The organism is Allobosea lathyri (assembly GCF_900108245.1).
In the GTDB taxonomy this organism is placed as follows: Bacteria; Pseudomonadota; Alphaproteobacteria; order Rhizobiales; family Beijerinckiaceae; genus Allobosea; species Allobosea lathyri.
The window spans coordinates 603,378-629,097 of record NZ_FNUY01000001.1; the positions used below are offsets into that span (position 1 = coordinate 603,378).

A 25,720-nucleotide genomic window follows, 5' to 3' on the forward strand; every position below is an offset into this window, starting at 1 on the left:
GGTAGTGTCCCAGTATATACTGCGCGGAGCCTTCTGTCAGCCTTCGCGCTCGCGCTTTACTGCCTGCCAGCCGATATCGCGGCGACAAAAGCCTTCCGGCCAGTCGATCGCGTCGACCGCCGCATAGGCGCGGTCTTGAGCCTCGCCGACGCTTTTGCCGAGGCCGACGACATTGAGCACGCGCCCGCCATCGGCAACGAGATCGCTGGCCGTCTGCTTGGTCCCGGCATGGAAGACCAGAACCTTGTCCAGGGCCTCCGCCTTCTCGACATCCCGGATGACGCTGCCCTTCTCCGGAGAGGCAGGGTAGCCCCTGGCTGCGAGCACGACCGTCAGCGCCGCCTCGTCCGACCAGCGCAGGTCGACTGCATCGAGCACGCCGTCGCAGGAGGCCAGCAGGGCCGGCACGATGTCGCTGCGCAGGCGCGGCATCAGCACCTCGCATTCCGGATCGCCGAAGCGGACATTGTATTCGATCAGCTTTGGCCCCTGCGCGGTGATCATCAGCCCGGCGAAGAGCACGCCCTTGAATGGGGTGCCTCGCTCGGCCATGCCGGCAAGCGTCGGGCGTATGATTTCGACCATCACCCGCTCTTCCAGCGCCGGTGTCATCACGGGGGCGGGCGAATAGGCGCCCATGCCGCCGGTGTTGGGGCCTGTATCGCCGTCGCCGACCCGCTTGTGATCCTGCGCCGAAGCCAGGGCCAGCGCATGCGTGCCGTCGCAAAGGGCGAAGAAGCTCGCCTCCTCGCCGATCATCCATTCCTCGATCACGACCTCGGCGCCAGCCGCGCCCAGCCCGCCCGCGAACATCATCTCGATCGCGTCATCAGCCTCGGCCAGGGTTTCGGCCATGACCACACCCTTGCCGGCAGCGAGCCCGTCGGCCTTGATCACGATCGGCGCGCCCTGGGCGGCGACATAGGCCTTGGCGCTGACGGCGTCGCTGAAGCGGCCGAAGCCCGCTGTCGGAATATTGAACTGTGCGCAGAGCTCCTTGGTGAAGGCCTTCGAGCCTTCGAGCTGGGCTGCCGCTTTCGACGGGCCGAAGACCTTGATGCCGGCGGCCGAGAGAGCGTCTGCGATGCCGTCGACCAGCGGCCCCTCGGGGCCAACGACGACGAATTCGATCCCTCGCAGCTTGCAGAAGCTCGCCACAGCCTGATGGTCGGCAATATCGATCACGACGTTCTCGCCGCATTGCGCCGTGCCGGGATTGCCCGGAGCGATGTAGAGCCGGTCGCAGAGCGGGGAGGCCGATATCGCCCAGGCAAGCGCATGCTCGCGTCCGCCCGAACCGATCAGAAGAATCTTCATCGCGTTGTCTCCGCCGGTCCGGCCATCTGCGTTGAGCCGCACCCTCATCGTGCAAAGGGCGCAATAACCCTCGTCCGCGCCCGGAGCAACGCTTCAGCTATCGCGCCCGCGCCGCTATGGTCGCGCGATGGACACCGAGTCGCCCGACACCCTCCCTTCCAATGCCCCCGAATGGTCGGTCTCCGATCTCTCCGGCGCACTCAAGCGAACGCTGGAGGATGCCTTCGGCTTCGTGCGGGTGCGTGGTGAAATCTCAGGCTATCGCGGCCCGGTCGCCTCCGGCCACGTCTATTTCTCGCTGAAGGACGTCAACGCCAAGATCGATGCGGTGATCTGGAAAGGCGTCTTCGGTCGCCTCAAGACCCGGCCGCAGGAAGGGCTGGAGGTGATCGCCACCGGCAAGATCACCACCTTCGCCGGCAAGTCGAGCTACCAGATCGTGATCGATTCGCTGGAGCTTGCCGGTGCCGGGGCGTTGATGGCGTTGCTGGAGGAGCGTCGCAAGCGGCTCGCCGCCGAGGGCCTGTTTGCCGAAGAGCGCAAGCAGCTCATCCCCTATCTGCCCCGCGTCATCGGCGTCGTCACTTCGCCGACTGGCGCGGTCATCCGCGACATCCTGCACCGCCTGGAGGATCGTTTCCCGCGCCATGTCCTGGTCTGGCCGGTGCGCGTGCAGGGCGAGACCAGCGCGGCCGAGGTCGCAGCCGCGATCAACGGTTTCAACGCGCTCCCGGTAGGCGGGCGTATCCCGAGGCCAGATGTCATCATCGTCGCACGAGGCGGTGGTTCGCTTGAAGACCTGATGGGCTTCAACGAGGAAATCGTCGTCCGCGCCGCCGCGAATTCGCAGATCCCGCTCGTCTCGGCCGTCGGCCATGAGACGGACTGGACGCTGATCGACCATGCCGCCGACCTGCGCGCGCCGACGCCGACCGGCGCCGCCGAGAAGGTCGTCCCCGTCCGGGCCGAGCTGATGGCGATGGTCGCCGATCTGTCGCGCCGACAGGCGGGCGCGATGCGCCGCCTGTCGGATCGTCGCCGCGGCGATCTGCGCGCGCTCGCCCGTGCCTTGCCGGGGCCCGAGGCTGTGCTCTCCGCGCCGCGCCAGCGGCTGGACCTCGCCGCGACGCGGCTGGCGCCGGCTCTGGCGCGCAATGCGCGGGCTCATGAGATGCGGTTGGCAGGCGTGGCGCAGCGGCTCGGCCGGCATTCGCCGACAGCTCGGCTCGCCGGCTATGCGGCCCGGCTCGATGGGCTGTCGAACCGCCTGCGCGCTGGCCGTGACGCCCTGCTGCGCGCGGAAAGGTTGCGAGTCTCGCGCGCCGGAGAACGTGTCGAGGATCTCGCCCAGCGCGCCGCTCGCGCCTTCGCGCAGAATATCGGCCGCCGCCGCGATCGACTGGGTTCGCTCTGGGCGCTGGTGCGCTCGCTCGGTCCCGATGCGGTGCTGGCGCGTGGCTATGCGCTTGTCCGTGACGAGGCCGGCACGCTGCTGCGTGGCGTGGCGCAGGCGCAGCCCGGGCATCTGCTGAGCGTTCAGGTCAGCGATGGCCGTTTCGATGTGACGGTGGCCGGAGGCGGTGAAGCGCCGCCGAAAGCGGCCCGCCTGCCGCGCAAGGAGCTGCCCAAAACCTCGCAGGGCGATCTGTTCTGAAAGGTTGAGGCCTCAATGCCCTCTGAGGAATGCGCTGACGCGCTTCAGCGCATCTTCCCGCGCGGCCGGGTTGGTGCCGACCATCGCCTTGCCGGTTCCGGTCGCAGAATAGGCGATGTCGCTGCGCTCTTTGACGTCGAGCCGGGGGTGGTCGAAATCATGCAGCGCGCCGGGATAGACGACGAGCTCGACCTTTTCGCCGCGCGCCTGCGCGGCCTTCGCGAGGTAGCCGCAGGGAGCGGCGGGCGTCCAGTCGTCGGCATCGCCCATCAGGATGAGGGTTGGCATGCGCGCTGCGAAGCTCGGCGATTCCGACTGTATCCGGCAGCTCGGGTAAAAGGCAGCCGCCCGGGTGAAATCTGGCTTGTCGTCGCCCGGTCGGCGATCCCTACGGATTGCAGCAAGGACTGTCGAGCCGCCGCCCGACCAGCCGAGCAGCGCGATCATGTTCGGGCGGATGTCGCTGCGCGTCTGCAGCCAGCGCCGCGCGGCCCCAGCGTCCGCGACGCGCTCCCGACTTGCCCGGACCGTCAGTTCCTTGACGCCGCATTGCGAGCCGAGCCCGCGTGAGCCGTAGCTGTCAGGCATCAGGACGGCGAAACCCTGATCGGAAAGCCGCTCGCCCCAATCGGCGTGCCGCATCGAGAGCTTGCCATTATCGCGCCACAGACCTCCGCAACCATGCAAGGCGACGACTGCCGGAAACGGACCCGGTCCAGCCGGCCTGTAGAGCACCCCATCGAGATGCCCGTTATCCATGGGGATATGCACGCGCTCGTAACCGCCGGCCTGGGCGGCGTTGACATGGAGCAGTGCGAGGCCGATCACGGCCGCCGCGAGGCGCAAGGGACTGGACATCATCGGCCGGAACGCTATCACAAACTCTAACTATCCTGATATTTCGTTTCACAATCAACGGTTTCGATGCAATCCCGATGAACATCAGCGAACGCCCTCCGGTTCCAGGCCCAGAAGCGACCCTCGATTACGGTCATGGCGAGTTCCGCGTCGTGCGTCCGGGCGCCTTCGTGCGCTGCGCGGTGACGGGTGCGCCGATCCGCCTGGAAGAGCTGCGCTACTGGTCTGTCGACTGGCAGGAAGCCTATGCCTCCCCCGAGGCCGTCCAGCTAAGGTTGCGCCGCGCGGGCCGGGCCTAAGGCTGCCGCGACGATCGCGGCGATCTGTGCCGGCTTCTCGAAGACCAGGGTGACCGGCACCACGACGAGCCTGTCGCGTTCGGCCGGGGGCCAGAGCGGCCCGAGCTTGGTGAAATCCTTTTCCGTCGTTGCGATCAGGCAATTGCGCGCCTTCGCGTCGGCGATCATCGCCGCGACATCGCCCGCGTCATAGGCGTGATGATCGGCGAAGGCCCGCTCCGCCACGACATGCGCGCCGGCCTCGCGCAATGTGGTGCTGAATTTATCGGGGCGACCGATGCCCGCAACCGCGATCACGGCTTGGCCCTTCAGCCGGGCCTTGGCCTCGGTCGCCGGTTCGAGACGCGCCTTTACCACCGCCACGCCGCGCGAGCGCGCCATTGCCGCGACGGCTTCGCCCGGTGCTCCGGCGCCGATGACGATGACCGCATCCGTTGACGCCAATTGGCCGCCAACCGGCGCACGCAAGGGGCCGGCGGGAACGCACAGGCCATTACCGACCCCGCTCGCGCCGTCGACGACGGCAAGGCGCAGCGTCTTGGTGAGCGCCGGGTTCTGCAAGCCGTCATCCAGCACGATCACGCTGGCCCCGAGCGCTCTGGCGAAGGCCGCGCCGGCCGGACGGTCTCGCGCGATGATCGTGCGGACATGTCTTGCCATCAGCAGCGGCTCGTCGCCGACATTGCCCGCGGCATGGTGCGCGGGGTCGACCTCCACCGGTCCTGCAAGCGCGCCGCCATAGCCGCGCATCAATACGAACGGCGTCTCGCCGCGTTGCGCCAGGAGCGCTGCGAGCGCCATCGCGGTCGGGGTCTTTCCGGCGCCGCCGGCGACGAAATTGCCGACGCAGATAACGGGCACTCCGGCCTCGCTGCCGGTGCCCTGCATGCGCCGCAGCGTGATCGCGCCATAGAGCCATCCCAGCGGCCAGAGCAGCCAGGCCAGCGCTCCAGGCGTCGCTCGCCACCAGAAGCGCGGCGCACGCATCAGAGGCTGCTGTCGCGCTGGCCCAGCGCCATGCGCATCAGCAACGGCTCGAGCGCCTGCATGGTCCGCCCCAGCGCGCCGCCGAGCTGCGTGCTCGTCTGGGCTGAGGCACGCGCCGCCTGCCTTGCGCTCGCGGGGTCGCTGAGCCAGCGATGCACGGCACCGGCCAGCGCCTGCGCATCGGCGACTTCGCGTGCGCCGCCGCCCTGGTCGAAGGCGGCGAAGATCTCGGCGTTGTTGTGGACATACGGCCCGTGCAGCAGGGCGCAGCCGAGCTTGGCGGGCTCGATCGGATTATGGCCGCCGATCAGCGGCACGAGCGAGCCGCCGAGGAAAGCCACCTGCGACAGGCGGTAGAACAGGCCGAGCTCGTTGACCGTGTCGGCGATATAGACCTCGACATCGCGCTCCGGCATGTCCCCGGAGGCTCGGCGCGCGACTGCTATGCCGTTCGCCTGCGCCAGCGCTTCGATCTCGATGCCGCGCTGCGGATGGCGCGGCACGATGATGGTCAACAGTTTCGGCAGATGCGGCTTGATCCCGAGATGGGCTGCGATCACCAGCTCTTCTTCGCCGGGATGCGTGCTGGCGGCGATCCAGACCGGACGGCCGGTGGTGAGTCCGTCGAGCATCGCCAGCGTGTTGGCGTCGGCCGGCGGGGCCGGCACGTCGAATTTGAGGTTGCCGGCGATGCTGACCCGCGGCGCACCGAGCTGGGCCAGCCGCTCGCCATCGCCTTTCGACTGGGCCAGGCAGGATTCGAAGCAGGACAGCAGGAAGCGGGAGGTCTGGGGCGTCTTGTACCAGCGCGCGAAGGAGCGCTTGGACATGCGCGCATTGACCAGAACGAGTGGAACAGCGCGCCTGCGCGCCTCGATCAGCAGATTGGGCCAGATCTCGGATTCGCAGATCAGCCCCAGCTCGGGGCGCCAGTAGTCCAGGAACCGGCGCATGTAGCGGGGGACGTCGAGCGGCAGATATTGATGGATGACGCCGGCCGGAAGCCGCGCCGCAAGGAGCCGTGCCGAGGTCACGGTGCCCGATGTCACGAGCACCGCCAGCCCGCGCTTCTGCAATTGCGCCACCAGCGGCAGCAGCGTCACGGTCTCGCCGACGCTGGCGCCATGCAGCCAGACCAGCGTCTTGTTGGGGCGCTTTACGCCGGGATAGCCGCGGCGTTCGGCAAGCCGCGTGGGATCTTCCTTGCCGCGCCGGCGCCGCCAGACCAGCAGGCCGGCGGCCGCAGGTTCGAACAGCGCGGTCAACAGGCGGTAGCCCGTCAGGATGGATCCCTTGCCGATCATGCCGGCTTGCCTGTGAGGGCAGGCTGCGCCTGCCGCAATCCGGCGCCGGGGTCCTTGCTGCCGATCAGCGCATAAGCGCGGGCATGGACGGCGTCGAGGCTCGCTTCGAGCGCAAGACGCGCTGTTTCGCAGGTTGCGTCGTCGGCATGGCGATCGACGCGGATCGCGTCGCCCACGACGATCGCACCGCGCCCGAATGGCAGCCCGATCGAGGCGCGGTCCCAATTGTTGAAGTCGATGCGCCGGCTGGTGACGACGGCGATCGGATGGATCGGGCGCCCCGAAGCCCGCGCCAACGCGATGATGCCGGGGCCGGCGACGCGGGCGCGTTTGGGAATGTCGGCGGTAAGCACCATCGTGTCGCCCGCTGCCAGCCGCCGGACCATGGCGAGGAAGGCGCTCGCGCCGCCCTTTTCCCTGACCTTGCGGCCAAGAGCGCCGGAGCCGCGAATGGCACCGATGCCAAGCTCGCGCAGGGCGACCGCATTGAAGCCGCCATCGCCATGACGTGAGACCAGCGAACAGGCGGGCATCCATTCGGGGCGCGCGAACGGGATCATGATGTGCTGGCCGTGCCACATGGCGATGATCAGGGGCAGATCCGGGCGCACGCGGTCATAGATGTCGGCGGGCTCGACGACGATCCGGTTGGTGCGGCGCACAAGCTTGAGATACCCGGCCAGCAAGCGGCCGAGCGCTTCCTGCGCCACGCGTGTCTTGAGTATCGAAAAGCCCATATGTCCTGTCCGAACCGTTCAGCGGTTCAGGATGTCGCCGTTTCGGGGTCCAGTAGCCTGTGCAGGTGCACGATGAAATAGCGCGTCTGCGCCTGATCGACTGTCGCCTGCGCCTTGGCCTTCCAGGCCGAATGCGCGCTGGCGTAGTTCGGGAACACGCCGACGACGTCGAGCTTGGCGAGATCCTTGAAGGTGATGCCTTCGAGCGAGCTCAACTCGCCACCGAAGACGAGGTGGAGAAGCTGCTTCTGTTCCGGTTCCGCGCTCATCGATCCCTCCAGTCCGAGTCAGTCACGCCCGCGAGCACATCAGCGATGAGCAGGCCGTGTCGCGGCACCAGATAAGCTATCCGTGCCGCAGGTGCGAGTGCTGAACGGCGCGGTTGTGCCGCAGCTTGCTCCGCCACGCTCGAAAAATCGTCAGATCCGCTGCGACTGTCCGTCGCGCATGCGTTGCAAGGCCGACATCAGCGGCGCTGCAAGGCTCGCGCTGCTGGCGACCAGCATGCCATGGACCGGCGTCTCGCGGTTGTAGATGACGGGTTGCCCCGTGCCGCCAGTGAGCGTCCCCCCGGCCTCGCTCAGCACCAGATCGGCGGCGGCGATGTCCCAGTCGCGCGCATCGGGCGAGACCAGGCCTGCGTCGATCGTCCCATCCGCGATCCGCACCAGCCGCAGCGCGAGTGAGGGAATCTTCTCGGTCGGCTCGAAGGTCTCCAGCCGCGCCAGCGCATCGAGCATCGGCTTGGGGCCGGCGATGCGCGCCGCAGCGAGGCTTGTCTTCAGCGATGCCGCGATGGTCACGCCATTGCGCTGCGCCCCGCCCCCGAGCAAGGCCGTATAGGTTGCGTTGCAGGCGGGCGCATGCACGACGCCGAGGATCGGCTTGCCCTCGTCGAGCAGGGCGACGCAGACCGCCCAATCCGGCGAACCGTTCATGAAGGCGCGTGTCCCGTCGATCGGATCGACGACCCAGACGAAGCGGCGCGACAGGCGCAACTCGTCGTCGACAGTCTCCTCCGAAAGCCAGGCCGCCTCGGGCATCAGCACGGACAGGCGGATGCGCAGGAAGGTGTCGACGCCGATATCGGCCTCGGTCACCGGCGACCCGCCGCTCTTCGACCAGGTGCGTGCCGCCGTCATGGCGCCCGGACGGAACAGGGCAACGGCGATCTCGCCAGCTTCGAGGCAGCTGTCGCGAACCGCCCGCAGCAGATCGGGGGCGATGGGTAGCGGAGATGCACTCATGCTCAATCCGTATCCAATGGGGTCGCTCCGGTTCAAGCCGAAAATGCACGCACGCACCGAAAGATTCCGTCAAGCATCAGGCATGAAACAGCGCGTTTGGAGCGTCAGTAGGGCGAAAACACAGTCCTTTAACCGAACCCTTTAAGCGCTCGGAGACGGCTGGGGCACAATCTCGACCTGCAAGCACGAGGGGCCCGGACTTCACAGAGGCCCCCGTAGCGGCAGGGATTAATAGAGAGGCGTTATAACCGATGGCCAGTGTCACGCCCGCGACCGGAGAGGCCGGCTTCATGCCGCACCTCTCCGGTTACGCGACGACCTCAGCGATAGTGTCCCGCAATCCGATGCCGGCGCAGCCTGAAGCGCCGCGGATCGAACGGATCGGCACCGTCAGAATCCTGCGCGGTTCCGCGGGATGGCGCGGCATCGCCCTGCGTATGGCCAATGCCACGGGCAATGATGACTGTTTCGCGCTGGCCCTGACCGCTGGCGACGGACGCTCGATCACGGTCGCGCTGGTCGATCAGGACGATGCCGTGGCGCTGTGGCGCGATTGCGGTCGTGCCAGCGGGCTGCCGCTTCTGCTGGAAACCAGCGAGGGCACGATCTCGGAGCCATTCCCGCAGATCGGTCGTCTTGCGCTCGGTCCGATCAGGATCAGGCGGCGTCATTCCTTCCTGAACGGTCGTCGTCCGCGCTTCCTCGTGCGGCGCAAGACCGGACGCCTGGCCGACCGACCCGTCATCGTCGCCGGCGAGCGGCTGACGGATTAGCTCTGCAAGGCGAAACCTTGGCTCCATTCCAGATCGAGTAACAGCTCGGTCTCGCTGTTCGGCAGGATTTTGCCAGTTTCCTGGAAGCCCATTGAGCGATAAAATCCCAGTGGACTTGCGGCGCCAAGGACAACGCTTGTTTTCAAGAGCTTGAGCCCCCGCGCGCGAAGCTCTTGAAACAGCAGCATCAAAGCTGATCGCGCATAGCCTTTACCCTGGTGCCGATGGTCGATCATGAAACGCCACAGATAGGCGGTCTTGGTATCCACAGTCGGTCGCCACATCAGAAAACCGACGGGTGTTTCGCCGCCATAGATGGCGCTGAAGCTTGCAGTCGGTTCAAAGTGCGCTTGTGCGATCGACACGGAATTCGGCGCCACGAACCCCCGTTGGTCTTCCCGGACCTCCAGCGCACAAATCATGCGCACCGTCGCTGCGGTGACCGGCCGAAGGGTGATTTCAGACATCGCCCGAATTTAGCCACGTAGCGCGTCGCAGCCAAGCCGCGCCCATCTCGTGACGTCAGCCCTGATCCACCCTGCTGTTCAGAGCGAGGGGAGGCCGAAACGGCTCAGCGCGTCCAGTGCAAAGCCGGCGGCCAGCAACAGGCCGGCATTGCGGTTCGAGCGGAACAGGCGCAGCGCAACCGGCGAGGTCGCGCCCTTGATCTGCGCGACCTGCCAGCCGAGGTGGCCGGCAAAGGCGGCGATGCCGATCCAGGCGAATACGCCGCCACCGACCAGCCAGGTCGCCAGCCCCGCAAGCAGCACGGAAAGGGCAAAGCAGAGCCCCACCGCCTCGCGGGCATAGCGGCCGAAATAGCGCGCGCTCGACTTGATGCCGGCGATCACGTCATCCTCGATATCCTGAAGCGCGTAGACCGTGTCGTAGCCGATGGTCCAGACCACTGCGGCCGCATAGATCAGGTAGGCCGGCGCATCCAGACGGTCGAATACAGCGCTCCAGCCGAGCAGCCCGCCCCAGGAAAAGGCGAGGCCGAGCACGAATTGCGGCAGGTTGGTGATCCGCTTCATGAACGGATAGACCGCCACGATCGCAAGCGAGGCGATGCCTGCCACCACCGTGAAGCGGTTGAACTGCAGCAGGATCGCGAGCCCTGCGAAGGACAGGCCGAGCATGAAGAGCGCCGCCGCCCGGGTCGTGATCTGGCCCGAGGGCAAGGGCCGCCCACGTGTCCGCGCGACCTGCGCGTCGAGCTTGCGGTCGACGATATCGTTGAAGGTCGATCCGGCCGCGCGCATCACGATCGCGCCGATCAGGAAGAGCAGGCAGTGCCAGGGATCGGGAAAGGGCTGCCTGCCCGCGATCGCCGCCAGCCCGGCCGCCCACCAGCAGGGCAGCAGCAGCAGCCACCAGCCGATCGGCCGTTCGATCCGCGCGAGCTTGAGATAGGGCCGCATCCAGAGCGGCGCCCTGGTATCGACCCAATGTCCTTTAAGGGCGTCAGGAAGCGGCGCATCCTGCCCCGATGAAGCGTTCGCCGGCGCCGGATTCGGCATGAGCTCTTGCCTGCAGCTGGAGCATTTTCAGGCGAGGCGAGTGCCGGTTCGCCGGAAGAAATGCGTCAAATCAGAAAGGCTGGAACCGATTAACGTTCCAGCCAGGCCGGGCCTGGCGCTAGAGCGCGCCCTGCGGAATGCGCATCGCGCCGCCGGTGATCGAATCGCCGCCGCCGAATGGGTTGCCGCCACCCTTCTGCTGCTGTTGAGCCTGCTGCTGCGCCTTGCGCTGCATGGCGGCATGCTGCTTCACCGCATTGCAGGCCTGGTTGCGGATGCCCGCGGCCTTTTCATTGTCGGCCTTCATGCCGTCGATGAAGGTCGGCGGAATCTGGCACCAGTCCATGTTGGCGGAGGCGAATTTCAAGGTGGCGCTGCCGTTGTTGACCAGCGTGCCCAGCGTGCTGCAGGCCTCGGCAGGCGTGAGCTTGCGCTTTTGCTTGGTGGCGGTATTCAGCCGGGCGACGATCGACTGCCGCTCCTGGAGCAGCTTCTGCATCTGCTCGCAACCGGACGCCTGGGCGTTCGCGGGAGCGACATCGAAAAACGAGGCCGCTGCGATGCCGAGTGTCGCGATCACTCCTGAAGCCATCCTTAGCCGCATGGTGGGTGTCCTGCTCCGAATTGCCTGTTCGCGGGGCGCCTTCGATCCGCGATTTCCTTACCAGCAACGCCGTGTTAGCGCCAACGACCCTTGCGAGTCTACTTGTCGGTTGCCGGGAAGCGCTTGCTGATAGGCCGGGATTGTGGCGGTTTTCGCGCTCGAACCTGCGCCATGAGCCTTTAAGTTGGAGCTGGCCGCGAAGATGTCCGTCCCAGATTTTGCCCGTCACCGCCTTTTTCTGGACCATGCTCTGGCGGCTGGAAGCCGGCTGCCGCTTGAGCGGGAGCAGGCGAATTACCTTCTCAACGTGCTCAGGATGAAGTCGGACGATACGGTGCTCGTCTTCAACGGGCGCGATGGCGAATGGCTTGCGGCCGTCAGTGCCGAAGGCAGAAAACAGGCCAGCCTGGGGCTCTTGCGCCAGACCCGCGCCCAGCCTTCCGAACCTGATCTCCATTATCTCTTCGCGCCCCTGAAGCATGCGCGGCTCGATTATATCGCCCAGAAGGCGGTCGAGATGGGCGCTGGCGTGCTTCAGCCCGTGTTGACCCGCCGCACGCAGGTCTCGCGGCTCAATCTCGACCGGATGCGCGCCAACGCGATCGAAGCCGTCGAGCAATGCGGCATCCTCACCCTTCCCGAGATTAGAGCCGAGAGCCCGTTGCAGGCCGTGCTCGCCGCTCTCGAGCCTGAGCGGCTGCTGGTCTTCTGCGACGAGGCGATGGCGCATGCGAGCCCGGTCGCGGCTCTTGCCGCGGCCCCGGCCGGACCTGTCGCTGTCCTGATCGGCCCCGAAGGCGGCTTCGACGAGGCCGAGCGCGATCTAATTCTGGCGCGGCCAAAAACGCTGGGGATATCGCTGGGGCCGCGCATCCTGCGCGCCGATACCGCCGCCGTGGCGGCTCTGGCCTTGGTTCAGGCTGTCATCGGCGATTGGCCCAGAGAGGGCTGATTCCATCGGAAAACCGAATAGGGCTTTCATCGAAGGGCCAAGGCGCCGCCAGGATGGGAACGCCTGGCCGTTTCGAGCGTTCCCCGAGATGCTGGGTGCTTTCGCGATCCATTCGCGATCAGGCTGCCGCGCCCGGCACGTGGACGGTAAAACCTCCAGCTCGACTGACGTGAATGGCCTGACGGGATGACAACATGAGCGACGCCTGCCGCTTCGGAATCGAAGAAGAGTATTTTCTCTCAAACGCGGCAAACCGCAGCATCGCGCGCAAGGTTTCATCGAAATTTATTGCCGCGGCGCAGGCGGCGTTCCCTGATGAAGTGCAGCGCGAGATGCTGCAATCCCAGATCGAAGTGGCCACCCCCGTCTGCGAGACGATGGAGGAGGCGCGGCGATCGCTTGCAACATTGCGAACCGGGCTGGCAAATCTCGCGCTCGAACACGAGATGCTGTTGCTCGCCTGTGGAACGCATCCGAGCGCCATCTGGTCGCGCCAGCGAGCCACCGACGCCTCGCGCTATGACAAGCTGATGCGTGACCTGCAGATGCTGGGCAGCCGCAATCAGCTCTGCGGTCTTCACGTCCATGTCGAGGTGGACGATGCCGATCAGCGCATTCGCCTGATGTCGCGCATGCTGCCCTTCCTGCCGCTGTTGCTGGCGCTTTCGACGTCCTCGCCGTTCTGGCAGGGGCAGCGCACCGGGCTGCTCGGCTACCGCCTCTCCGCCTATGCCGAACTGCCGCGCACCGGGCTGCCCGAACTCTTTACAGAGCCTGATGACTACCGCGCCTATGTCGAGACGCTGGTGGAAGCGGGCGCGATCAAGGATGCGAGCTACATCTGGTGGGCGATCCGGCCCTCGGAGAAACATCCGACGCTGGAATTGCGCATAGCCGATAGCTGCACGCGGCTCGATGATACGCTCGCCATCGCTGCGCTCTATCGCTGCCTGGTTCGCCATCTGCTGCGCAAGCCGAAGCTGAATACCGGGTTGACGGCCGCCTCGCGCGCCATCGCCGCGGAAAATCTCTGGCGTGCGCAACGCTATGGTATTCACGGTGGACTGATCTGTGCCGAAAGCCGGAGCATGCGCACCGTTCCAGACATCGTCGACGAGTTGGTCGAGCAGCTCTCTGACGATGCCGCAGCCCTTGGTTGCCTGCCGGAACTGGCAGCATGCAAGGCCATCGCCTCCAACGGCACCAGCGCCGATGTCCAGCTCGCTGTCTACGAGGAGGCCAGAACACGCGAGGGCGGGCAGGCGGCCGGGTTGGCCGCGGTGGTGGATTGGATTGCCTCCGAGACCCGCCTGGATCGCGCCGCATTGCCCAAGGGAGAGGCGGTTTCCCTGCGCCACGCGGTCTGAACCGCTTGCAGGATTGCTCGACCCCCGCCACCAGCGCCGGTCACTCTATGCATCAACGCACGACGGAGGTCGTTGTCGTGTGTTCTGTGCTCGCCTATGTCTGGCGCTCCGAGCCATGATCCCTTCGTCTTTTGCAGGCGGCGGGACGCCTGGCCTTTTATTGTTTCTGCCGGAGCGCCCATGGCTCGCGATGTATCCGACTCGACCTCGATCGGTTCCAAGGACGAACTGATTTCCTGGATCGCCGCCGGCGAGAAGCCGCCTTCCGATTTCAGGATCGGCACGGAGCACGAAAAATTCCCGTTCTATCGGAACGACCTGTCGGCCGTGCCCTATGAAGGGCGCGCCGGCAGCGGCGGCATCCGCAGTCTGCTTGAAGGCATGCAGGCCAGGCTTGGCTGGGAGCCGATCATCGATGCCGGCCATATCATTGGCCTTGCCGGCCCCGAGGGCGGCGGCGCGATCTCGCTGGAGCCCGGCGGCCAATTCGAACTCTCAGGCGCGCCTGTCGAGAACCTGCACGAGACGGCTGACGAGCTTGCGGCACATCTCGCCGATGTGAAGGCGGTGGCTGAGCCACACGACATCGGCTTCGTCGCGCTCGGCCATTCTCCACTCTGGAGCCGCGAGCAGACGCCCGTGATGCCCAAGGGGCGTTACAAGATCATGGCCAACTACATGCCGAAAGTCGGCACGCGCGGGCTGGACATGATGTTCCGCACCTGCACCGTGCAGGTGAACCTCGACTTCGCGACCGAGGCCGATATGGTCAGGAAGCTCAGGGTCTCGCTCGCCTTGCAGCCGATCGCGACCGCGCTTTTCGCAGCCTCCCCCTTTACCGAGGGCAAGCTCAACAGCTTCCAGTCGATGCGTTCGGAAATCTGGCGCGACACCGACAAGGCCCGCTCGGGCATGATCGCCTTCGCATTCGACGAAGGCATGTCCTATGAAGGCTATGTCGACTGGGCGCTCGACGTTCCCATGTATTTCGTCAAGCGCGGCTCGGTCTACCATGACGTCGCCGGCGCCTCCTTCCGGGATCTTCTTGCCGGTCGCCTGCCGCAGTTGCCGGGCGAGCGGGCGACGATTTCGGACTGGGCCAATCATCTCTCCACGCTGTTTCCCGAGGTCCGGCTGAAGCGTTTCCTCGAAATGCGCGGGGCCGATGCCGGTCCGCCGGATATGCTGAACGCCTTGCCGGCCTTCTGGGTCGGCCTGCTCTACGATCAGGCCGCGCTTGATGCCGCCTGGGAACTGGTGAAGGGCTGGACCACCGAAGAGCGTCAGGCCCTTCGCGATGCGGTGCCGAAGGCCGGGCTGGCTGCGACGATCGCCGGGCGTTCGGCGCGCGACGTGGCAATCGACGTCTTGTCGCTGTCGCGCCAGGGTCTGGCGCGACGCAACTGCCGGAATGCGGGAGGACAAGACGAGACGGTTTATCTCGAGCCGCTGAGCGCCATTCTCGCAGGCGACAAGACGTTCTCGCAGGAACTCGTCGAACGCTACGAGGCTGAGTGGGGCGGCAGGATCGAGCCCCTGTTTCCGTCGCTTGCGCTGTAAGGGTTCGGGCAGGCGGGGGGCGTCGAGAATCGACGCTTCCAGTGCATTGCAGAGGCCATATTAACGATTTGGCCGAGATTATCAGGTAATTCCCTGATCATGGAACGGATCAGGGTCACCTGTCTTAGGCTTGTGCGGGACGAGCGCGGGGTCACCGCAATCGAATACGCGCTCGTTGCTAGCATTGTCTCGATTGTGATCGTGACCTCGGTCACCCTCATCGGTACCAAGGTGAACTCGTTCCTGGTCTCGGCCGCGAACGCGTTCGTCACTCCCTGAACGATTTTCTGCCCGCCATCGCCGAGGCCGCCGCGCCGCTATTCCGCCGCCGTCTTGAAGCTCGCGAGATTGTCGAGGCTCTGGATGATGTGATCAGCCAGCGCATTGGACAGGACTGACGGGTCGAAGCGCGTCCGCAGCAGCCCGATCTTGCAGGATGGCAGCGTCGCATAGCCTTCCGATGGCCCGAGAATCCGCATGCCCGGCCGGATCGCGCTTTCCGGCAGCACGGAAACGGCCAGCCCTGCCACGACAGCCGCGCCCACCGCAGTGGAGTTCCAGCTCGCATAGAGAACCCGGAAGCGCCGACCCTTGGTCTCCAACGCATCGACTGCCGCCTGCCGCCAGTTGCAGGTCGGCCGGCCAAGCGCGAGCGGCAGCGGATCCTCCTCATGCACGCCGTGACGGGCCGAGGTGACCCAGAGCAGCGGCTCGATGCGGATGATCTCGCCCTGGCCCCGGCTTTCGGTATGGGTCACGATCGCGAGGTCGATGTCGCCCGTTGCGATTCGTTCGGCCAGCATCGGCGTCGGCTCGCAGACCACCGTGACCTCGGCGCGCGGGTTCGAGCGGGCGAAGCGGGCCAGGATCTCCGGCAGATAGCGGTCGGCATAATCGTCGGGCACGCCAAGCCTGATGCGACCCTTGAGGTCCGCGTCGGTGAAACTCGCGACGCATTCGAGATTGAGCCGCACGATTCGTCGCGCGTAATCCAGCAGGCGCTCGCCATCTTCGGTGAGTTTCGCGTGGCGCCCGTCGCGGCCGAACAGGGGCCGGCCCACCCGCTCCTCCAGTCGCTTCATCTGCATGGAAACGGCTGACTGCGTCTTGAAAACGATCTCGGCGGCGCGCGTGAACGAGCCGGTGTCGGCGATCGCGACGAAGGTTTTCAGCTGATCGGCATCGAGCACATGCACCATGGCGGCCCCCACTGGCGGTTCATCAATATCCGTGTTGTGAAGCATCATAAGCATTCGTTTGGCTGATGACCAGCGCGAAGCTAATCTTTGCTTACTCTCCAGGCCTTGCCAGCGGTGCGTCCAGGCCAAGCCAGGAGATGTCCGTCGCTGTGAACCCTGAGGAGGCCCGTCATGCTGATCATGACCCTAGTCACGAAGTCGCTCTCGTCCGTTTCGGCCGGCGTCACGCGTGTTGCCGCCACGGGATTCGCGCCGATCGTGTACCTCGTGAAAGCATTTGTGCACCGACGCGAAATTCTGCGCCTGGCTGAGCTCGACGAGCGCGGCCTCAAGGATATCGGCCTGGTGCGGTCGGATATTGAAGGCGCTCTCGCCACCTCCTGGCTGAAGGATCCCTCCACTGTGCTGGCCAGCCGCTCTCAATCGGTTGCGGACGTAGCGGCAGCTCGCCGTGAGACTGGGGTTCGGCAGGCTCCGGTGGACGCGCCGATCGTGAAGGTCCGTCGCGACATCGTCGCCATCGACAATTCGATTGCGTGCAGCGCCTGACCCCTTGGCTCTGCGCGTTCCTGCGGGCGGGAGCTTCGTGCTTCCGCCCTTTTTTATGCCGATGCTGAAAGATGCCGCATTGCGCCGGCCAAAGCCGTCAATTTTCGGCGGTTGAGCGGCTTTCTAACACAAAATTCACCATTCTGTTCAAAATTCCCTTGGGGGTAGCACTGCCATGTCCGGCGGCGCTCGACGTCATGGGCATGCCGAACATGAAGTTTTCGCTGCGCTTCAGTGATCTCAGGATCAGGACTAAGATCGCGATCCCGCTGGTGGTGATCGGACTGATCAGCGTTGCAACTGCGATCTATGCAGGGCGCGAATATGCCCGCATCCAGAACAGCTATTCCGAGCTGATCGACCAGCGCGCCACGGCGATCCTCGACTCGGCTCAGGCGACGCTGGCCACCAGCGACATCCTGCGCCATCTCTACAAGGCGATCGCCTATCCCGAATACATGAAGCAGAACGCGACGAGCATCGAGGATGTTCGCAAGGGCTTCGACAAGGCGCTGCAGCAGCTTGTCAATGCCAAGATCAGCTTCCCCGAGATGCATGCCGAATTCGACGCTTTGTCCCGCAGGATCACGGAGACGAAGCCGAAGATCGACGATGTCATGGCGCAGGCGTCCAGGGATGAAGACCTGCCGGCCCTGTCGGTGATGTCGGAGCTCGATCGTCTGCTCGGCGAGATCGTCGCAGATGCGGTCAAGCTGAACGGCACGATCAAATCCGATACGCAGGCTGCGACGGTGGTCCTCAACGCCGAGGCGCAAGGCCTCAATCAGCTCATTCTCGCCCTGTCGGTGGCGGGAATGCTGTTAGGCCTTGTCGGCGCGGTGCTGCTCGCCCGTCGCTCGATCACCGGGCCGCTCGATCAGTTGAAAGCGCGGATGGATGGCCTGGCTTCGGGCGATTACGGCGTCGCCATCGACGGCCAGACGCGCAGGGACGAGATCGGCGCCATGGCGCGTGCAGTCCAGATCTTCAAGGAAAACGGGCTCGCGGTGCGAAGGCTCGAAGCCGAGACCGCAGAAGGACGCGAGCTTTCCGAAGCGCAGCGTCTCCAGGTCGAGGACGAGCGTGCACTCCGCGCCCGCGAACAGCAACAGCTGGCCTCCGAGCAGCGCAGGGTGATGGACATGCTCGGCGATGGGCTCGACCGTCTTTCGCGCGGCGATCTGACCTGCCGCATCGATGACGAGATGACCGCCGAATACGAGAAGCTGCGCGACGATTTCAACCTCGCGGTCGGCCATCTCTCCGAGACCATCAGGACGATCCAGGAGACTTCGGGCGATGTCGGCCAGGCCGCGCGCGAGATCAACATGGGCGCCGACGATCTCTCGAAGCGCACCGAGGAGCAGGCCTCCTCGCTGGAAGAGACGGCGGCGACGACGGAGCAGCTGGCGGCATCGGTGAAGGCCTCCGCCACGGCCTCCAAACAGGCGGTCGCGCTGGCGGACGAGGCGATGGATGTCGCGCGCAAGGGCGGCGCGATCGTCAGGGACGCGGTCGACGCCATGGCGCGCATCGAGACGGCGTCGCGCAAGATCTCCGACATCACTTCGGTCATCGACGAGATCGCCTTCCAGACCAATCTCCTAGCCCTCAATGCGGCGGTGGAGGCGGCTCGCGCGGGCGATGCCGGCAAGGGCTTTGCGGTCGTCGCCTCGGAAGTGCGCACGCTTGCCCAGCGCTCTGGCGAGGCCGCCAAGGACATCACCGCCCTAATCACCGAATCCGGCAGCGAGGTCGCGCAGGGCGTCAGCCTCGTCCGCTCCGCGGGCGACGCGCTCGATCGCATCGTCGATGCCTCACGCAAGGTCTCGGCGACCGTGTCGGACATCTCGGCGGCTTCGGCGGAACAGGCCAACGGCATCGACGAGATGAGCCAGACAGTGGCGCATATGGACGAAATGACCCAGCAGAACGCCGCGCTTGCCGAGGAGAGCGCAGCCTCGGCGACGGCGCTCAGCAGCCAGATCCAGCGCCTCAACGGACTTGTCTCGAGCTTCCGGACGCGTGACGGCGTGGCAGACTTGCAGGGCGCTGCCGAGGCGATGGCCCGGGTCGCCGATCACGCCGATACATGGCACGAACGCCGGCGCGCCTGATCCATGTCCGTATGACCTGAGAAAGGCGAGCGCTATGGCGCCCGCCTTTTTCGTTTCAGCGGCGCGACTGTCCGCCGCCGAGCATGGAGTCGAGGATCGACTTCAGCGCGTTCTGATGGTCGTCCTGGACCTGCCGGCCGTGCTCGAACATCTGGTTCAGCGCATCCAGTCCGATGGACCCAGGACCAGGGCCGGAGGAGGGCGGCGGCGCCTCTTCCTCTGCCGGTTCGGCCGGGCGGCTGGTCGGGGCAGACGGGGACGTGCGGGTGTCCGGCTGCTGCGCGCCGCCGAGCATGCCGGTCAGAATCTGGCCGAGCATCCCGCCGTCGAAAGGATTGGCTCCAGGCTGTGCGCTCCCGGCCTGTCCACCGGGAGCCTGGCCGGGATTGGTGGGCGGCGCATTGCCGAACATGCCGCCGAAGATCGTGTCGAGCGGGTTTGCCGGGGCCTGCTGCTGTGGTTGCGGTGCCGGCTGCTGGCCGGGCATCTGCCCGCGCATCATCTCGGCGAACTGCCCGAGTATGCCGCCCAGCCCCTGATTGCTGGTCGATTTGACGAGCCCGCCCATCACCATCGAGGCGATGATCGGCAACATCTGCTTCAGGATCGCCTGGCTGACGCCGCTGGTTGCCGCGGCCTGCGCCGCAACAGCCTGGCTGACCTCCTTCGAGCCGAAAAGCTGGCTCAACACATCATTGCCGGCGGCCGTGGCGCTGGGCGGAATCGCGCTGCCACGAGCGTCGAAGATGTTGCCGAAGGGCGAGGCGGTCATCATCTGGGCCAGCGAGCCGAAGGCTTGCGGGTCCTGTGTCTGCCGCTGCAGCCCCATCGAGAAGGCCGGCAGCAGTGCCTCGATCGCCGATTGGGTCTGTTGCTGGCTCAGACCGTATTGCCGGGCGAGGTTTTGCATCGCCTGGCCGTTCTGGGCCGATTGCATCATCTCGAACAGGTTCATCATCTGAGCCTCCGGCCGGTTTGCCACGCTAGCGCCGTGTCTCGCCCGACGATAGCAGGGCCGGCTCCTCTGGCAAACTGGCAGCGACGGCTTCCGTCGCCTTGCGCTCCAGCCGCGCGATGCCGCGATAGGCGAAGATCAGGGCGATGATCCCGAAGGCGACGGCCCCCAGCGCGGAGCCGAGCAGCGCGCCTTTCGGCCCGGCATAATGGGCGCCGATGAAGGCGAGCGGCATGGTTCCCAGCGTAGCGCGGCCCCAGCTGAACACGGTCGACAGGATCGGCATGCCCAGATTGTTGAAGGCGGCATTGGCGACGAAGAGCAAGCCGACGAAGATCCACATCGGCCCGGCGATCAGGCAGAAGAACTCGACCAGCTCCGCCGTCAGGCCGGTGGCGCCGAAGGCGGCGACGATCGGGCCGCGCAACAGCAGCAGCGCAAGCCAGGCAAGGCCAACGCAGGCGATTGCGAACATCGCTGAATCGGTCAGTCCGCGGCGCACCCGGTCGAACCGGCCCGCACCCCAGTTCTGTCCGAGAATCGGGCCGATCGAGCCAGAAAGCGCAAACAACGCCCCGAACGCGACCGGGACGAGCCGGTCCATGATCGCCAGCGCCGCAATCGCGGCATCGCCGAAGCGCGCGATCACGGAGGCGAAGACGGCATTGGCGATTGGGTTCGACAGATTGGTCAGGATTGCCGGGCCGGCGATCGCCAGCATGCGCCCGGCATCCTGCCGCATCGCAGCGATCGTCGGGCGGGCGACGATGTCATGGATCTTGACGGCGCCGTGAAAACCGATCGCCGTGATGATGATGCGCGCCAGAACGATCGCCCAGGCCGCGCCATTGGGGCCGAGCCCGAAACCGAAGATGAAGAGCGGATCGAGTCCCGCCGTGACGATCCCGCCGCCAAGCGTGACGAACATGGCGCGGCGCGCATCGCCGGTGGCGCGCAGGATGCCGGAAAAGCCCATGCCGACGGCCATCAGCATGTTCGACGGCAGGACGATCCACAGGAAGGAGAGGGCGACCGCATAGGATTCGCCATGCGCCCCGAGCAGCCGCAGCAGCCAGGGCAGGCATGGCAGGACGACGGCCGAAAGGACGAACGCGACGATGGCCGTCAGCGCCAGCGTCGAGCTCGCCAGGCGCCTGGCTCCCATTCGGTCGCCGCTGCCCAGACTGCGCGCGGTCAGCGCCGTGATGGCGATCATCAGCCCGACATTGATCGAGACCATCAGGTAGAGAACGATGGTGGCAAAGCCGATGCCGGCCGTCGCCTCCGGCCGGCCGAGCCAGGAGACATAGAGCAGCGACAGCAGGTCGACGACGAAGACGGCCATCAATCCGATGGAGCCCGTCGCCGTCATCACCGCGACATGACGCATCAGCGAGCCGCTGACGAACACCGCTTGAGGGTTGGCAGGCCGATTCATGGAGCAAGTCGATTCATGAAGCAGGTCGATTCATTAAGTTTGGTGTCCGAGGCGTGCAGTAGCGTCTTGCAACGACGCCGCGAAATTGATCACGACCTGATGTCGCCGGCTGGATCGCGATTGATCCGGGATAGCATTCGCGATCATTCCTGAACTGCCCGAACGAGCGGCGGCGCATCGCCGCAGCTTCCTTGACATCATCCGCGCGAGCCCGAAAGAAGGCGTCGACCGATACGGAGCCCCGCCCGCACGTGACCAAGCCGCCGCTCGACATTCTGCTTTGCGCCCCGCGCGGGTTCTGCGCGGGTGTCGTACGCGCTATCGACGCGGTCGAGAAGGCGCTCGCGCTGCATGGCGCCCCGGTCTATGTCCGCCACGAGATCGTGCACAACAAATATGTCGTCGAGTCGCTCAAGCGGAAGGGCGCGGTCTTCGTCTCCGAGCTGTCGCAGGTTCCCGACGCGACGCGGCCTGTGATTTTCTCGGCCCATGGCGTACCCAAATCCGTGCCCGCCGAAGCGCAGGGCCGCGCCCTCTTCGCCATCGACGCCACCTGCCCGCTGGTGACGAAGGTGCATCGCGAGGCGGAGGTCCACCACAAGCGCGGCCGCCACATCCTGCTCGTCGGTCATGCCGGCCACCCCGAGGTGATCGGCACCATGGGGCAACTGCCACAAGGCGCGATCACCTTGATCGAGACGCTGGGCGATGTCGCGGAACTCTCGCCCCCGCTCGATCAGCCGCTCGCCTATGTCACCCAGACGACGCTCTCGGTCGATGACACCCGCGAGATCGTCGAGGCGCTGCAGGCGCGTTTCCCGCAGCTGATCGCGCCGCACAAGGAAGACATCTGCTACGCCACCACCAACCGTCAGGAGGCGGTGAAGCGCGTCGCGCCGCTGGTCGAGGGGCTGATCGTGGTCGGCTCGCCTAACTCCTCCAATTCGCAGCGCCTGCGCGAAGTGGCTGAACGCGCCGGCTGCCCGGTCGCGCGCCTCGTGCTGCGCACCGACGAGATCGACTGGTCGGTCTTCGGCAATATCCGCAGCCTCGGCATCACCGCCGGCGCCAGTGCGCCCGAGGTTCTGGTCGAGGAAATCATCGACGCCTTCGCCGAGCGCTACGAGGTTCGTGTCGAGACCGTCTCGACGGCCGACGAGAACGTCTTCTTCCCGCTGCCGCGCGAATTGCGGGGCGGGCCGACGCCGTCAGCGGCAAAGTGAGACAAGCGTTTTCGAGCGAAATGGCTACCCGTTCGCGTGAGAAAAGCGCGACAAAACAAAAGACTGGGGCTTTTGCGATCCGGCTGGATCGGAACATGCTCTAGAAGCATCGGCCCGAAAAGTGGAATGCGGTTTTCGGAAAAAGTCGATGCAAAAACAAGGAACTAGATCATCGGGCTGGATACGATCCGGGTCGATGATCTAGAGCGAAAGAGCAGGATCTTGGCCGTCTATACCGAAGTACCCGACGACGAAATGGCCGCCTTCGTGGCGCGCTATGGCATTGGCGAACTGCTCGCGGTGAAGGGCATCGCCGAAGGCGTTTCCAATTCGAATTTCCTGCTGCATACGACCAAGGCCTTCTACATCCTGACCCTCTATGAGGAGCGGGTCGATGCGGTGGACCTGCCTTTCTTCATCGGCCTGATGGAGCATCTTGCCGATCGCGGATTGATCTGCCCGCAGCCGGTGCGGACGCTGGAGGGCAGCGCGGTCGGCAGGCTGGCGGGCCGCCCGGCGGCGATCGTCACCTTTCTCGACGGGCTCTCGGTGCGCCGTCCCAACGCCATGCATTGCGGCGAGGTCGGGCGCGGCCTTGCGCTGCTGCACCAGGCGGGAGCGGATTTCACCATGCAGCGGGTCAATTCGCTGTCGGTCCCGGACTGGCGGCCGCTGGCGGAGCAGGCCGGCGCAGCGGCAGACACGGTCTCGCCCGGTCTCGCCCAGCGCCTGCTCGCCGAGATCGCGGTGCATGAGCGCTCCTGGCCGCAGGACCTGCCCAGCGGCGTCATCCATGCCGATCTCTTCCCCAACAATGTGTTCTTCATCAAGAACCGGCTCTCGGGCCTGATCGACTTCTATTTCGCCTGCACGGACGCCTTCGCCTACGATCTCGCGATCTGCCTCAATGCCTGGTGCTTCGAGGCCGATTCCTCGTTCAACCTGACCAAGGGCCAGGCGCTGCTCGCAGGCTATGAGAGCGTGCGCCCGCTGACGGGGGCCGAAGTCGACGCGCTGCCGCAGCTCTGTCGCGGCTCGGCGCTGCGTTTCCTGCTGACGCGATTGGTCGACTGGCTGAATGTGCCGCCCGGCGCCTTCGTCAAGCCGCTCGATCCGCTCGAATACGATCGCAAGCTCGCCTTCCACCAGCGCGTCACCGGCGCAAGCGATTATGGGCTGAAGCGATGAGCGACGCTGTCGAGGTTTGGACTGACGGCGCCTGCTCGGGCAATCCCGGCCCCGGCGCGCTTGGGGCCCGCCCCATTCGCGCACAGCAAGATCGCCGGGGCACCTGCCATGACTGACGCTGTCGAGGTTTGGACTGACGGCGCCTGCTCGGGCAATCCCGGCCCCGGCGGCTGGGGCGCGGTCCTGTCCTATAAGGGCAAGGAACGCGAGCTGTCGGGCGGCGAGGCGCAGACCACCAATAACCGCATGGAGTTGATGGGCGCGATCGCGGCTCTGGAGACGCTCACACGCCCCTGCACGGTCGCGCTGCACACCGACAGCCAGTATCTGCGCCAGGGCATCACCGCCTGGATTCATGGCTGGAAGCGCAATGGCTGGAAGACGGCCGACAGGAAGCCGGTGAAGAACGAGGAGCTCTGGAAGCGCCTCGATGTCGCGCTCGGCCGCCACAAGATCGAGTGGAAATGGGTCAAGGGCCATGCCGGCGACGAGATGAACGAGCGCGCCGACGCATTGGCACGCGCGGGCATGGCGCCGTTCAAGCCGCGGCGCTGAGGGCGAGCGAGGGGCAGCGCCTGGGCCTTGCAGCCGGCAGATGCCGCAGCGTCACAATTTGCAGCCATTCAAGCCAATGTGAGGGAACAGCCGGCGCATCTGCGTGTTAATTTGTGGTTGTTGAGTGAACTTGGTTGTTGAGTGGGAGGTCGCCATGCGCCGCCTGATCGTTCTCGCCGCTGCTCTCGTTCCCCTGTTGACCTTCGCTGCCGATGACGCGTCCGCGCAGCGACGCTTCGGCGGCGGAGGAGGTTTCCACGCCGGAGGTTTCCATGGCGGAGGTTTCCGCGCTGGAGGTTTCCACGGCGGCTTCGGCAATCGCGGGTTCGTTCGTCCGGGCTTCGGCGGCTATCGCGGAGGGTTTGGCTACGGGCCCGGCTGGAGAGGCGGCGGCTGGGGCTATGGCTATCGCGGCGCATACTGGAGGCGCGGCTACGACAACAATTGGGGCTGGGGTGCTGCCGGCCTTCTCGCCGGCGCAGCTCTCGGCGCCGCAGCGACCTATCCCTATTACGATGCGCCTTATTATTACGGCTCGCCATATTACAGCGCGCCCTATTACGCCGCTCCCGCCTACTACGCCGCTCCCGTCTATGCGGGCCCGGTTTCCTCCGCGATCGGCGGCTATTGCACGACGCCGGTACGAACCTGCGCGCTGATCAATCCGGCCGAGATCGGCGCAGGATGCTCCTGCCGCGTCAGCGGCGGGCGTGCCCGCGGCTCGGTGATCGGCCCGTAGTCAGGGAGCAGGACGCGCGTGCTGCTATATCGCCACGCGGCAGCAATGGTGCGGAACTATCGCCTGTAGCTCGCGCTCAGCCCAGCGCCTGCCGGTAGACGATGAAGCCCGATTTCTCGGCGACTTTGTCATAGAGTTCCTGCGCCTGCAGGTTCGTCTCATGCGTCTGCCAATAGACACGGAAGGCGCCCTTTGCCTGCGCCATCTCCCGCACGCTCTCGATCAGCTTGCGCCCTGCGCCGCTGCCGCGCGCGTCGGGCGTCGTGAAAAGATCCTGCAGATAGCAGATGTCCTTGGCGCTCCAGGTCGTGCGGTGGAGCACCCAATGGACGATCCCGATCGCCTGTCCGTCGCGCTCGGCAATGAAGCCGCCCATCGGGTCGGAGCCGCCGGTGAGCCGGGCGAAGGTGAGGTCGTGCTGTTCGGGCGGCAGGCTGCTCTTGTAGAAGGTCAGATAGCCCTGCCAGAGCGGCCCCCAGGCTGCGCGGTCTGACGCTTCGAGCGGGCGGATGGTGATCTCGGACATCGGTGTCTCCTGGCAGGTTGCAGGAGGCTAGCGTCACGCCCGGCCCCTGTCT

Annotated in this window: 27 protein-coding genes; 13 read left to right on the forward strand and 14 right to left on the reverse strand. The window is 65.9% G+C overall.

What is annotated here, in order from left to right; translation table 11 throughout:
• Nucleotides 1–36 precede the first annotated feature (36 nt).
• Nucleotides 37–1,317, reverse strand: a complete 1,281-nt coding sequence (gene purD, locus C4S73_RS02720) for a phosphoribosylamine--glycine ligase (RefSeq protein WP_103871259.1) — start codon at nucleotides 1,315–1,317, stop codon at nucleotides 37–39.
• Nucleotides 1,318–1,444: 127 nt separating this feature from the next.
• Between purD and xseA the strand changes: the two genes are divergently transcribed.
• Nucleotides 1,445–2,971 (forward strand): exodeoxyribonuclease VII large subunit, encoded by a 1,527-nt coding sequence (xseA, locus tag C4S73_RS02725; RefSeq protein WP_103870902.1) that lies wholly within the window; start codon nucleotides 1,445–1,447, stop codon nucleotides 2,969–2,971.
• A gap of 12 nt (nucleotides 2,972–2,983) precedes the next feature.
• Here the strand turns inward: xseA and C4S73_RS02730 are convergent, their stop codons facing one another.
• The gene (locus C4S73_RS02730) at nucleotides 2,984–3,850 is read right to left on the reverse strand and encodes a dienelactone hydrolase family protein (RefSeq protein ID WP_244595406.1); all 867 of its coding nucleotides are present in this window, start codon (nucleotides 3,848–3,850) and stop codon (nucleotides 2,984–2,986) included.
• Between the two features lie 56 nt (nucleotides 3,851–3,906).
• Between C4S73_RS02730 and C4S73_RS02735 the strand changes: the two genes are divergently transcribed.
• Complete coding sequence (locus C4S73_RS02735; RefSeq protein ID WP_103870903.1) at nucleotides 3,907–4,128, forward strand: DUF2093 domain-containing protein; 222 nt, start codon at nucleotides 3,907–3,909, stop codon at nucleotides 4,126–4,128.
• Here the strand turns inward: C4S73_RS02735 and lpxK are convergent.
• The 5 genes from lpxK to C4S73_RS02760 form a co-directional block, all read right to left on the reverse strand.
• Nucleotides 4,099–5,115, reverse strand: coding sequence for a tetraacyldisaccharide 4'-kinase (lpxK, locus tag C4S73_RS02740; protein WP_103870904.1), 1,017 nt, complete (start codon nucleotides 5,113–5,115; stop codon nucleotides 4,099–4,101). The two genes, C4S73_RS02735 and lpxK, sit on opposite strands and share 30 nt — an antisense overlap.
• On the reverse strand, nucleotides 5,115–6,419 hold the full coding sequence (locus C4S73_RS02745; protein ID WP_103870905.1) for a 3-deoxy-D-manno-octulosonic acid transferase: 1,305 nt from the start codon (nucleotides 6,417–6,419) through the stop codon (nucleotides 5,115–5,117). Before C4S73_RS02745 ends, lpxK begins: the two co-directional genes overlap by 1 nt.
• Nucleotides 6,416–7,156, reverse strand: a complete 741-nt coding sequence (locus C4S73_RS02750; protein ID WP_103870906.1) for a lysophospholipid acyltransferase family protein — start codon at nucleotides 7,154–7,156, stop codon at nucleotides 6,416–6,418. The genes C4S73_RS02745 and C4S73_RS02750 overlap by 4 nt, the downstream gene beginning before the upstream one ends.
• Nucleotides 7,157–7,182: 26 nt before the next feature.
• Nucleotides 7,183–7,425 (reverse strand): DUF4170 domain-containing protein, encoded by a 243-nt coding sequence (locus C4S73_RS02755; RefSeq protein WP_103870907.1) that lies wholly within the window; start codon nucleotides 7,423–7,425, stop codon nucleotides 7,183–7,185.
• Nucleotides 7,426–7,575: 150 nt separating this feature from the next.
• On the reverse strand, nucleotides 7,576–8,403 hold the full coding sequence (locus tag C4S73_RS02760; RefSeq protein WP_103870908.1) for a 3'(2'),5'-bisphosphate nucleotidase CysQ: 828 nt from the start codon (nucleotides 8,401–8,403) through the stop codon (nucleotides 7,576–7,578).
• Nucleotides 8,404–8,654: 251 nt separating this feature from the next.
• On the opposite strand from C4S73_RS02760, the gene C4S73_RS02765 reads away from it, so the two are divergent.
• On the forward strand, nucleotides 8,655–9,176 hold the full coding sequence (locus tag C4S73_RS02765) for a DUF6101 family protein (RefSeq protein ID WP_103870909.1): 522 nt from the start codon (nucleotides 8,655–8,657) through the stop codon (nucleotides 9,174–9,176).
• On the opposite strand, the gene C4S73_RS02770 is transcribed toward C4S73_RS02765, so the two are convergent.
• The 3 genes from C4S73_RS02770 to C4S73_RS02780 all read right to left on the reverse strand — a co-directional run bounded on the left by C4S73_RS02770 (nucleotide 9,173) and on the right by C4S73_RS02780 (nucleotide 11,276).
• A complete protein-coding gene (locus tag C4S73_RS02770) occupies nucleotides 9,173–9,643 on the reverse strand; it encodes a GNAT family N-acetyltransferase (protein ID WP_103870910.1) in 471 nt (156 codons plus the stop codon). The genes C4S73_RS02765 and C4S73_RS02770 overlap by 4 nt on opposite strands.
• Before the next feature lie 78 nt (nucleotides 9,644–9,721).
• Nucleotides 9,722–10,696 carry a 4-hydroxybenzoate octaprenyltransferase gene (ubiA, locus tag C4S73_RS02775; RefSeq protein ID WP_103870911.1) on the reverse strand — a complete coding sequence of 325 codons (975 nt, stop codon included), beginning with the start codon at nucleotides 10,694–10,696 and terminating at the stop codon, nucleotides 9,722–9,724.
• A 118-nt stretch (nucleotides 10,697–10,814) separates the two neighbouring features.
• Nucleotides 10,815–11,276, reverse strand: a complete 462-nt coding sequence (locus tag C4S73_RS02780) for a hypothetical protein (protein WP_146071256.1) — start codon at nucleotides 11,274–11,276, stop codon at nucleotides 10,815–10,817.
• A 226-nt stretch (nucleotides 11,277–11,502) separates the two neighbouring features.
• Here C4S73_RS02780 and C4S73_RS02785 point away from each other — a divergent pair, with 226 nt between their 5' ends.
• The 4 genes from C4S73_RS02785 to C4S73_RS02800 all read left to right on the forward strand — a co-directional run bounded on the left by C4S73_RS02785 (nucleotide 11,503) and on the right by C4S73_RS02800 (nucleotide 15,458).
• Nucleotides 11,503–12,252, forward strand: a complete 750-nt coding sequence (locus C4S73_RS02785) for a 16S rRNA (uracil(1498)-N(3))-methyltransferase (protein WP_103871261.1) — start codon at nucleotides 11,503–11,505, stop codon at nucleotides 12,250–12,252.
• A gap of 194 nt (nucleotides 12,253–12,446) precedes the next feature.
• The gene (locus C4S73_RS02790; RefSeq protein ID WP_103870913.1) at nucleotides 12,447–13,619 is read left to right on the forward strand and encodes a carboxylate-amine ligase; all 1,173 of its coding nucleotides are present in this window, start codon (nucleotides 12,447–12,449) and stop codon (nucleotides 13,617–13,619) included.
• Between the two features lie 180 nt (nucleotides 13,620–13,799).
• A complete protein-coding gene (locus C4S73_RS02795) occupies nucleotides 13,800–15,179 on the forward strand; it encodes a glutamate--cysteine ligase (RefSeq protein ID WP_103870914.1) in 1,380 nt (459 codons plus the stop codon).
• 99 nt (nucleotides 15,180–15,278) lie between these two features.
• Nucleotides 15,279–15,458 carry a Flp family type IVb pilin gene (locus C4S73_RS02800; RefSeq protein ID WP_103870915.1) on the forward strand — a complete coding sequence of 60 codons (180 nt, stop codon included), beginning with the start codon at nucleotides 15,279–15,281 and terminating at the stop codon, nucleotides 15,456–15,458.
• Nucleotides 15,459–15,496: 38 nt separating this feature from the next.
• On the opposite strand, the gene C4S73_RS02805 is transcribed toward C4S73_RS02800, so the two are convergent.
• The gene (locus tag C4S73_RS02805; RefSeq protein WP_103871262.1) at nucleotides 15,497–16,378 is read right to left on the reverse strand and encodes a LysR substrate-binding domain-containing protein; all 882 of its coding nucleotides are present in this window, start codon (nucleotides 16,376–16,378) and stop codon (nucleotides 15,497–15,499) included.
• Nucleotides 16,379–16,549: 171 nt separating this feature from the next.
• Here C4S73_RS02805 and C4S73_RS02810 point away from each other — a divergent pair, with 171 nt between their 5' ends.
• Together C4S73_RS02810 and C4S73_RS02815 are read left to right on the forward strand one after the other, a co-directional pair.
• Nucleotides 16,550–16,927: a DUF1127 domain-containing protein gene (locus tag C4S73_RS02810; protein ID WP_103870916.1), complete on the forward strand. Its 378-nt coding sequence runs from the start codon at nucleotides 16,550–16,552 to the stop codon at nucleotides 16,925–16,927.
• Nucleotides 16,928–17,124: 197 nt separating this feature from the next.
• Nucleotides 17,125–19,044: a methyl-accepting chemotaxis protein gene (locus tag C4S73_RS02815; RefSeq protein ID WP_160115654.1), complete on the forward strand. Its 1,920-nt coding sequence runs from the start codon at nucleotides 17,125–17,127 to the stop codon at nucleotides 19,042–19,044.
• Between the two features lie 55 nt (nucleotides 19,045–19,099).
• On the opposite strand, the gene C4S73_RS02820 is transcribed toward C4S73_RS02815, so the two are convergent.
• Together C4S73_RS02820 and C4S73_RS02825 are read right to left on the reverse strand one after the other, a co-directional pair.
• Nucleotides 19,100–20,002, reverse strand: a complete 903-nt coding sequence (locus C4S73_RS02820) for a DUF937 domain-containing protein (RefSeq protein ID WP_146071257.1) — start codon at nucleotides 20,000–20,002, stop codon at nucleotides 19,100–19,102.
• Nucleotides 20,003–20,027: 25 nt separating this feature from the next.
• Nucleotides 20,028–21,437 (reverse strand): MATE family efflux transporter, encoded by a 1,410-nt coding sequence (locus C4S73_RS02825; protein WP_103870919.1) that lies wholly within the window; start codon nucleotides 21,435–21,437, stop codon nucleotides 20,028–20,030.
• A 251-nt stretch (nucleotides 21,438–21,688) separates the two neighbouring features.
• On the opposite strand from C4S73_RS02825, the gene ispH reads away from it, so the two are divergent.
• The 4 genes from ispH to C4S73_RS02845 all read left to right on the forward strand — a co-directional run bounded on the left by ispH (nucleotide 21,689) and on the right by C4S73_RS02845 (nucleotide 25,142).
• Entirely contained in the window at nucleotides 21,689–22,660 is a 972-nt protein-coding gene (gene ispH / locus C4S73_RS02830; protein WP_200827901.1) for a 4-hydroxy-3-methylbut-2-enyl diphosphate reductase, read from the forward strand.
• A gap of 222 nt (nucleotides 22,661–22,882) precedes the next feature.
• The gene (locus C4S73_RS02835; RefSeq protein WP_103870921.1) at nucleotides 22,883–23,848 is read left to right on the forward strand and encodes a homoserine kinase; all 966 of its coding nucleotides are present in this window, start codon (nucleotides 22,883–22,885) and stop codon (nucleotides 23,846–23,848) included.
• Nucleotides 23,849–23,956: 108 nt separating this feature from the next.
• Nucleotides 23,957–24,403 (forward strand): ribonuclease HI, encoded by a 447-nt coding sequence (gene rnhA / locus C4S73_RS02840; RefSeq protein ID WP_103870922.1) that lies wholly within the window; start codon nucleotides 23,957–23,959, stop codon nucleotides 24,401–24,403.
• A 154-nt stretch (nucleotides 24,404–24,557) separates the two neighbouring features.
• Complete coding sequence (locus tag C4S73_RS02845) at nucleotides 24,558–25,142, forward strand: hypothetical protein (protein WP_103870923.1); 585 nt, start codon at nucleotides 24,558–24,560, stop codon at nucleotides 25,140–25,142.
• A 76-nt stretch (nucleotides 25,143–25,218) separates the two neighbouring features.
• Here C4S73_RS02845 and C4S73_RS02850 read toward each other — a convergent pair whose 3' ends face one another.
• Nucleotides 25,219–25,668: a GNAT family N-acetyltransferase gene (locus C4S73_RS02850; RefSeq protein WP_103870924.1), complete on the reverse strand. Its 450-nt coding sequence runs from the start codon at nucleotides 25,666–25,668 to the stop codon at nucleotides 25,219–25,221.
• Between the last annotated feature and the right edge of the window lie 52 nt (nucleotides 25,669–25,720).

What these genes read in the sequence shown, in the direction of transcription:
- lpxK (WP_103870904.1), bottom strand. Translation starts at nt 5,115, where the DNA reads ATGCGTGCGCCGCGCTTCTGGTGGCGAGCGACGCCTGGAGCGCTGGCC.
- rnhA (WP_103870922.1), top strand. Translation starts at nt 23,957, where the DNA reads ATGACTGACGCTGTCGAGGTTTGGACTGACGGCGCCTGCTCGGGCAAT.
- C4S73_RS02785 (WP_103871261.1), top strand. Translation starts at nt 11,503, where the DNA reads ATGTCCGTCCCAGATTTTGCCCGTCACCGCCTTTTTCTGGACCATGCT.
- purD (WP_103871259.1), bottom strand. Translation starts at nt 1,317, where the DNA reads ATGAAGATTCTTCTGATCGGTTCGGGCGGACGCGAGCATGCGCTTGCC.
- C4S73_RS02790 (WP_103870913.1), top strand. Translation starts at nt 12,447, where the DNA reads ATGAGCGACGCCTGCCGCTTCGGAATCGAAGAAGAGTATTTTCTCTCA.
- C4S73_RS02800 (WP_103870915.1), top strand. Translation starts at nt 15,279, where the DNA reads ATGGAACGGATCAGGGTCACCTGTCTTAGGCTTGTGCGGGACGAGCGC.
- C4S73_RS02735 (WP_103870903.1), top strand. Translation starts at nt 3,907, where the DNA reads ATGAACATCAGCGAACGCCCTCCGGTTCCAGGCCCAGAAGCGACCCTC.
- C4S73_RS02810 (WP_103870916.1), top strand. Translation starts at nt 16,550, where the DNA reads ATGCTGATCATGACCCTAGTCACGAAGTCGCTCTCGTCCGTTTCGGCC.
- C4S73_RS02845 (WP_103870923.1), top strand. Translation starts at nt 24,558, where the DNA reads ATGCGCCGCCTGATCGTTCTCGCCGCTGCTCTCGTTCCCCTGTTGACC.
- xseA (WP_103870902.1), top strand. Translation starts at nt 1,445, where the DNA reads ATGGACACCGAGTCGCCCGACACCCTCCCTTCCAATGCCCCCGAATGG.
- C4S73_RS02825 (WP_103870919.1), bottom strand. Translation starts at nt 21,437, where the DNA reads ATGAATCGGCCTGCCAACCCTCAAGCGGTGTTCGTCAGCGGCTCGCTG.
- C4S73_RS02815 (WP_160115654.1), top strand. Translation starts at nt 17,125, where the DNA reads ATGGGCATGCCGAACATGAAGTTTTCGCTGCGCTTCAGTGATCTCAGG.
- ubiA (WP_103870911.1), bottom strand. Translation starts at nt 10,696, where the DNA reads ATGCCGAATCCGGCGCCGGCGAACGCTTCATCGGGGCAGGATGCGCCG.
- C4S73_RS02745 (WP_103870905.1), bottom strand. Translation starts at nt 6,419, where the DNA reads ATGATCGGCAAGGGATCCATCCTGACGGGCTACCGCCTGTTGACCGCG.
- C4S73_RS02760 (WP_103870908.1), bottom strand. Translation starts at nt 8,403, where the DNA reads ATGAGTGCATCTCCGCTACCCATCGCCCCCGATCTGCTGCGGGCGGTT.
- C4S73_RS02850 (WP_103870924.1), bottom strand. Translation starts at nt 25,668, where the DNA reads ATGTCCGAGATCACCATCCGCCCGCTCGAAGCGTCAGACCGCGCAGCC.
- C4S73_RS02820 (WP_146071257.1), bottom strand. Translation starts at nt 20,002, where the DNA reads ATGATGAACCTGTTCGAGATGATGCAATCGGCCCAGAACGGCCAGGCG.
- C4S73_RS02765 (WP_103870909.1), top strand. Translation starts at nt 8,655, where the DNA reads ATGGCCAGTGTCACGCCCGCGACCGGAGAGGCCGGCTTCATGCCGCAC.
- C4S73_RS02755 (WP_103870907.1), bottom strand. Translation starts at nt 7,425, where the DNA reads ATGAGCGCGGAACCGGAACAGAAGCAGCTTCTCCACCTCGTCTTCGGT.
- C4S73_RS02770 (WP_103870910.1), bottom strand. Translation starts at nt 9,643, where the DNA reads ATGTCTGAAATCACCCTTCGGCCGGTCACCGCAGCGACGGTGCGCATG.
- C4S73_RS02750 (WP_103870906.1), bottom strand. Translation starts at nt 7,156, where the DNA reads ATGGGCTTTTCGATACTCAAGACACGCGTGGCGCAGGAAGCGCTCGGC.
- C4S73_RS02805 (WP_103871262.1), bottom strand. Translation starts at nt 16,378, where the DNA reads ATGGTGCATGTGCTCGATGCCGATCAGCTGAAAACCTTCGTCGCGATC.
- C4S73_RS02795 (WP_103870914.1), top strand. Translation starts at nt 13,800, where the DNA reads ATGGCTCGCGATGTATCCGACTCGACCTCGATCGGTTCCAAGGACGAA.